The sequence below is a fragment of the Eubacterium sp. 3_1_31 genome (assembly GCF_964249515.1).
Classification (GTDB): domain Bacteria; phylum Bacillota_I; class Bacilli_A; order Erysipelotrichales; family Erysipelotrichaceae; genus Longicatena; species Longicatena caecimuris.
This window is the reverse complement of record NZ_CAXUBY010000082.1, coordinates 1-5,520: the sequence shown is the minus strand read 5'-3', so window position 1 is coordinate 5,520 and position 5,520 is coordinate 1. Positions and strand designations below refer to the sequence as shown.

General features: G+C 52.0%; 7 protein-coding genes. All 7 read left to right on the top strand.

Annotated elements, in window-relative coordinates; all coding sequences use genetic code 11:
- Positions 1 to 114: 114 nt before the first annotated feature.
- A complete protein-coding gene (locus ACESSZ_RS16225) occupies positions 115 to 1,644 on the top strand; it encodes a hypothetical protein (RefSeq protein WP_148430752.1) in 1,530 nt (509 codons plus the stop codon).
- 243 nt (positions 1,645 to 1,887) lie between these two features.
- A complete protein-coding gene (locus tag ACESSZ_RS16220) occupies positions 1,888 to 2,169 on the top strand; it encodes a type II toxin-antitoxin system RelB/DinJ family antitoxin (RefSeq protein ID WP_087295645.1) in 282 nt (93 codons plus the stop codon).
- Positions 2,162 to 2,434 carry a type II toxin-antitoxin system YafQ family toxin gene (locus ACESSZ_RS16215; protein WP_148430750.1) on the top strand — a complete coding sequence of 91 codons (273 nt, stop codon included), beginning with the start codon at positions 2,162 to 2,164 and terminating at the stop codon, positions 2,432 to 2,434. Before ACESSZ_RS16220 ends, ACESSZ_RS16215 begins: the two co-directional genes overlap by 8 nt.
- An 18-nt stretch (positions 2,435 to 2,452) precedes the next feature.
- Positions 2,453 to 2,701, top strand: coding sequence for a hypothetical protein (locus ACESSZ_RS16210; protein ID WP_087295647.1), 249 nt, complete (start codon positions 2,453 to 2,455; stop codon positions 2,699 to 2,701).
- The gene (locus tag ACESSZ_RS16205; protein WP_148430746.1) at positions 2,698 to 3,189 is read left to right on the top strand and encodes a hypothetical protein; all 492 of its coding nucleotides are present in this window, start codon (positions 2,698 to 2,700) and stop codon (positions 3,187 to 3,189) included. Before ACESSZ_RS16210 ends, ACESSZ_RS16205 begins: the two co-directional genes overlap by 4 nt.
- Before the next feature lie 14 nt (positions 3,190 to 3,203).
- Positions 3,204 to 3,599, top strand: coding sequence for a DUF3221 domain-containing protein (locus tag ACESSZ_RS16200; RefSeq protein ID WP_148430744.1), 396 nt, complete (start codon positions 3,204 to 3,206; stop codon positions 3,597 to 3,599).
- Positions 3,600 to 3,904: 305 nt separating this feature from the next.
- Positions 3,905 to 5,131 carry a plasmid recombination protein gene (locus ACESSZ_RS16195; RefSeq protein ID WP_499842900.1) on the top strand — a complete coding sequence of 409 codons (1,227 nt, stop codon included), beginning with the start codon at positions 3,905 to 3,907 and terminating at the stop codon, positions 5,129 to 5,131.
- Positions 5,132 to 5,520: the final 389 nt, after the last annotated feature.

The following is a 5,520-nucleotide window of genomic DNA, read 5'->3' as shown; positions in this document are numbered from 1 at the left end:
AGCGAGGGGGAAAAGGGGGAGGTGACTTTCTCTTTAAGGCCCCTTTGGGGCCGCTCTTTGGCTCCCCCTTTTCCCCCTGTGGGTTTGCAGAATGTACGAAAAGAGGTGTAAGGAATGGCGGATCAGCAAGAAGCTCTGGAACGGCTGCGGGAACTTTACAGGGAAAAGAACGAGCATTTAGAGAAGTTTTTGGAGCCGGTGGAGCCGTATGAGTTTTATCGTGAGATCTTCCCGGAAGGATCTTTCGAGAGGAAGGGTCATTTTGAGGACAGGAAGGGAAATGGAATTGCGGTGACGGTGCCGAAAGGTGAGGTTGACAAGGCAACGGGGATTGCCTTGCAGATCGAGGGGGACGGTAAAGCGAAACGCTGTACCATCACTGACGAGCTGGACGAGCTGCGGGAGCTGCAAGACACCGATTTTACGATTATGTCCCCGATTTCTTATTTTGGGCGGCGGCGGTGTGGCAAAAATGCCCGGTATCTCTATGCTCTGGTCTTTGACCTGGACGGGGTGGGTATGCCTCAGCTCCGGGACACGCTGCACCAGATGAATAAGGATATTTTGCCCCAGGCAACCTTTGTTGTAAACAGCGGGACAGGGCTTCACCTGTATTATGTGCTGAAAGAGCCGGTGCCTATGTACCCGTACAACCAGAAATGCTTGAAAGAGCTGAAATATTCCCTTACCCGGCAGATTTGGAATAAGTTTACCTCCACTATCAAGGAGCCGCAAATGCAGGGGATTTTGCAGGGCTTTCGGGTGGTCGGCTCCGGCTCGAAGCTGGGGCGTGAGTATCCTGTGAGGGCGTTCCGGCTCGGCGGGCCGGTGGAGCTGGCGTGGCTGCTTGATTATATCCCGGACAGCAACGGGGAACAGCAGCGGCTTGAGGGGCTTATGAGAAAGAGCCGCCTGTCGCTGGCCGAGGCGAAAGAGAAGTACCCGGATTGGTATGAGCGGCGGATCGTCAAGAAGGAGCGGCGGGGCCGATGGACGGTTAAGCGTGACCTTTACGACTGGTGGCTGCACCGGATCGCCGATGAAATCCGGGTGGGCCATCGTTTCTATGGCATTATGACGCTGGCGATTTATGCGAAAAAATGCGGGATAGACGAGGACGAGCTGCGCCGGGACGCTTTCGCGCTGCTCCGGCCTTACGATGATATGAGCGTGGAGGATATAAACCGCTTTACAAAAGATGATGTGGTGTGCGCTCTGGAAATGTTCAATGAGGACTATGTGACATTCCCCAGGGACGATATAGCGAAGCTCTCCGGCCTGACTATGCCTGTCAATAAGCGTAATTTTCAAAGACAAGCAGATCATCTTGAAATTGCAAGAGCTATTCGGGATATTAAAGCGAAACAGCAAGGGAAAAAGGATTGGAGAGAAGGGAACGGGCGGCCTAAAGGCAGCGGAACGGCTCAGGTGCGGGTTTATGAATGGCGGCAGCAGCACCCGGAGGGGCGCAAGGCTGACTGTCACCGGGAAACTGGCCTTGATCCGAAAACCGTCCGTAAGTGGTGGGATTGCCCGCCGCCAGCGGTACGCTTTGAAAATGGGCATATAACAGTGCAGGTGTCCCCTTCCCAGGAGTTAAGCGATTGGCTCCTGGACGCGCTGCACAATGGAGGCCAGGAATAAGGCCCAGAAAGGCCCCTGTTACGCTTTAGAAGCCGTTTTCAGCCCTCCGAGGGTAAATACCGGCCCCTTCTCTACCGCGCCCGGAAAGCCGCATAAATCAAGGCTTTTTTGCCACCTAAATGCGTACATACCAGGGCAGAAGTTTAAGAGCCAGGGCTTGGGGAAACGGGCAGGAAAATGTATTGACATTGTAAATAAAAAATGATACAATGTATATAATAAGAGTGAAAGGAGTTGCTATCTATGGCGAATACAAATATTAACATTCGTATGGACGCAGATTTGAAGCGGCAGTTTGAGGCGTTCTGTGCTGATATGGGAATGACGATGACAACGGCATTCAATGTTTTTGCTCGTAAGGCGGTGAGAGAGTATAGAATACCCTTTGAAATCAGCGGCGATGTGCCGAACGCAGAAACCGTCGAAGCAATCCAGGAAGTAAAGAGAATGAAGGCCGATCCGAGCCTCGGCAAGACTTATTCCAATGTCGATCAGATGATGGAGGAGCTGCTTGCCGATGTATAACATAAGACCAACCACAAAGTTTCAGAAGGATTTGAAGCGTGTGAAAAAGCGCGGCTTTGATATTTCTTTGCTGACCGATATTATTAAAAAGCTGGCTGCGGGGGATCCGTTGCCGGAGAAGAACAGGGATCACCAGCTTTCCGGGGACTATGCGGGGTGTCGTGAGTGCCACATTACGCCGGATTGGTTGCTGATCTACGAAGTGGACGGGGACGAGCTGATTTTATATCTTACCCGGACGGGATCGCATAGCGACTTATTTTAGGGGAAGGAGGAAAGGTCTATGAGCTGGGATAAAGAGAGGATCGCGCAGATACAGCTTCCCGATCCGGCAGACGATGATCCGCACCCTCGTCTGCTCTTGGAAGGGCGCGGCATACACGCAGGAGAGGGATTTACAGCTCTGTTTCCAGATGGCTGGCACGAGATTACCCTTGAAGTAGCCTGGGAGCCGACAGGCCCTGCTTGCTGGTACATATCTACGCCTGGGTTTAAGGGTGTGTGTCCTGTGGGCCTGTTCGTGAAAGTATGAAAACGATACGGCAGATAGCCGACGAGATAGGGGTATCAAAGACAGCGGTAAGTAAGCAAATCGCGAACCTTGGTTTGCGATCAGGTTTGCGAAAAAACGGAAACCAGTTTGCGATTGATGAACACCAGGAAGCCTTGATAAAACAGGCTTTTTCTGAAAAATCGCAAACTGAAATCGAAAACCAATCGCAAACTAAAACGCAAACCGAAAACCACGAAGTTGGCGATTTAGTTTGCGTTTTACAGGCCACCATCGACACGCTACAAGGGCAGCTTGAAGTAAAAGACCGGCAGATCGAGCAGCAGGCCCAGACCATTACCCGGCTCACTGACGCGCTGGCCGCCGCCCAGCAGACAGCGGCAGCGGCCCAGGCTCTTCACGCAGGGACGATCCAGCAGCAGCTCCTTACTGAGGAGGCCGGAGCAGATCAGAAAGGCCAGGAGCCGGAGCAAAAGCGTAGCTGGTTTAGTAAGTTGTTTCGGGGTTGAGAAAGGAGCATGAAATGAAAAGGTATCAAAAGACAATTATAGCCGTTATTGTTTTAGTTTCTGTTGCTGTTGGGTTTTACTTTGTCGGCTATAAAACTGCTTATGATAGGATAGAAGAAAGTCCAGGCTCTTCGAGTATTCCGCAAACATTTTATGCTACCATAACGGAGATAAATGGGAATAATTTTACAGTAGAAGGTCTGGATATAAACGATATTAACTATCGAGGTGCATTTACTTTTTCTGTAATAGCTGAAACGGAACTTGTATGGCGTGGAACAGAAATGCAAGTAGAAGAGTTTGACATAGGAGATATAATCTCGGTATCTTTTACTGGATTAGTACAGGAGAGTTACCCCGGCCATATTTTGGATGTGGTACGGGTACAATTATTAGATGATGAAAAATAATAGAGAAAGTTGATGGTAGAATAATCGACATTATAGGGGGCCGCGTCCCCGGCCGGAGCTGGCTGGGAGCAGCGGGAAACCGTAGCGGCTGGCAACTCCGGCGAACCCCCGCGGGAGCGCGCAAAAGCACTTTCATACTGACGCCCAAACGGGGCGGCGGTGTGAAAGTGCTTTTGCGTTACTTTCTCACAAGAAAGTAACAAAGAGGTTGTGGCCTGCGGCCAGTTATGGTAAAATAAGAGTAGTAGGATATAGGCTTTTACAGGAAAGGGACGGGTGATTTTATAGGCACAACCATTTCGGGAATGACAGGTCGGGGAAGTATCCGGCACAACAACAGGAGCTTTTCAGCGGCGAATGTAGACCGGAGCAGGTCGGGGCAGAATGTCATCTTTTGCAACGAGGATTTGAAAAAGGTGTACCACGAACTTTTCGATGAAGCCCTGGCCGACTACAACGCCAAAAAGAAAAAGACCAGGGATAAGATACCAGACTACTATGAGCATATCCGGCAGAGCAAGCAGGAGAAGCTATTTCACGAAGCTATATTCCAGATCGGCAACTTGACCGACTGCGGGTGTGGCTCCCCTGGAGGGGAACGGGCGGCGGCAGCTCTCAAAGAGTTTGCAGAGTCCTTCCAGGAGCGCAATCCTCATCTGCGGGTGTTCAATATGGTGCTGCACATGGACGAGGCCACGCCCCACCTCCATGTGGACTTCGTGCCGGTGGCAACGGAGCAGAGCCGGGGCCTTTCGACGCGGGTATCAATGAAACAAGCGTTAAAGCAGCAGGGATTTGAAGGGTTGGGCCGGAAGCAGACGGAATGGAAAGCTTGGATGGAACGGGAGAAAGAAGCCCTAACGGAAATCGCCCAGGCGCACGAGTTTGAGATTATCAGCTTGGGCGGTGGTCGGCCTCATATGGAGCTGCCAGAGTACAGAGCAGCGGCCCAGCGGCTTGAAGCTATCCAGGAACAGGTGATAGCGGCAGAGCAGGAAATTGCGGCCCTGGAAAAGCAGAGGAAGGCCCTGCAAGGGAATGTGAAGTTGCTGAAAGCGGTTGAGAAGGTCAAGCCCGATCTGGACGCAATACAGCCGGAAAAGACGCTGACAGGGGCCGTCAAGGGCGTGACGGTGGAGCAGGTGAAGGAGCTGAAGGCGGCGGTGATCCGGGGCGCGGCGGCAGAGCAGAAGGTGCGGGAGCTGAAGGTAGAAAACCAGCAGCTTCAGCAGAAAATCCCCTCGACGAAAGAAAAGCTGAAGGAGGCCCAGGAGCGGCAGCGGCTTGAAAATGAAAATCGGCAGCTCAAAGTGCAGGTCGAATATCTGGAAGAAGATTTGAGCCGGGAGCGCGGGTTTTCGGCGCGGCTTCAGGAAGGGATCGGGGCGGTGCTGGATTTCCTGGATCGGCACTTGCCAGAGCAGTTCCGGCTCCTGGTCGAAAAGGCGCGTGAGCTACTACCTATGCCAGAGGTGCAGCAGCCGGAAAGAGAGCAGGAACGGGGCCATACCTGGGGTGGTATGGAGCTGTAAAAGAAGCCTGTCAGGGGGCCTTGCAAGAGCCGCCCGGACAGGCTATAATAACAGTAAAAATAGGGAATAAAATATATTGATAATATATGCCCCCCTATGGGGTATGGGAGATGGCAGGGAGTTAGTGGGTTGTAAAATAGGGAATAAAATATATTGATAATATATGCCCCCCTATGGCCTTTAGGCCAGGGAGAAAAATAATAAAATATTCTCTCTCGGACAGGGAGAAAGTCGGAGGGGGTTATGGGGGTGAGCGGCGGGGTGTGGGAATGTGGTAAACCTGAAAGGTTTTCCATCATTTCCATGCCCCAGAGCGAGGGGGAAAAGGGGGAGGTGACTTTCTCTTTAAGGCCCCTTTGGGGCCGCTCTTTGGCTCCCCCTTTTCCCCC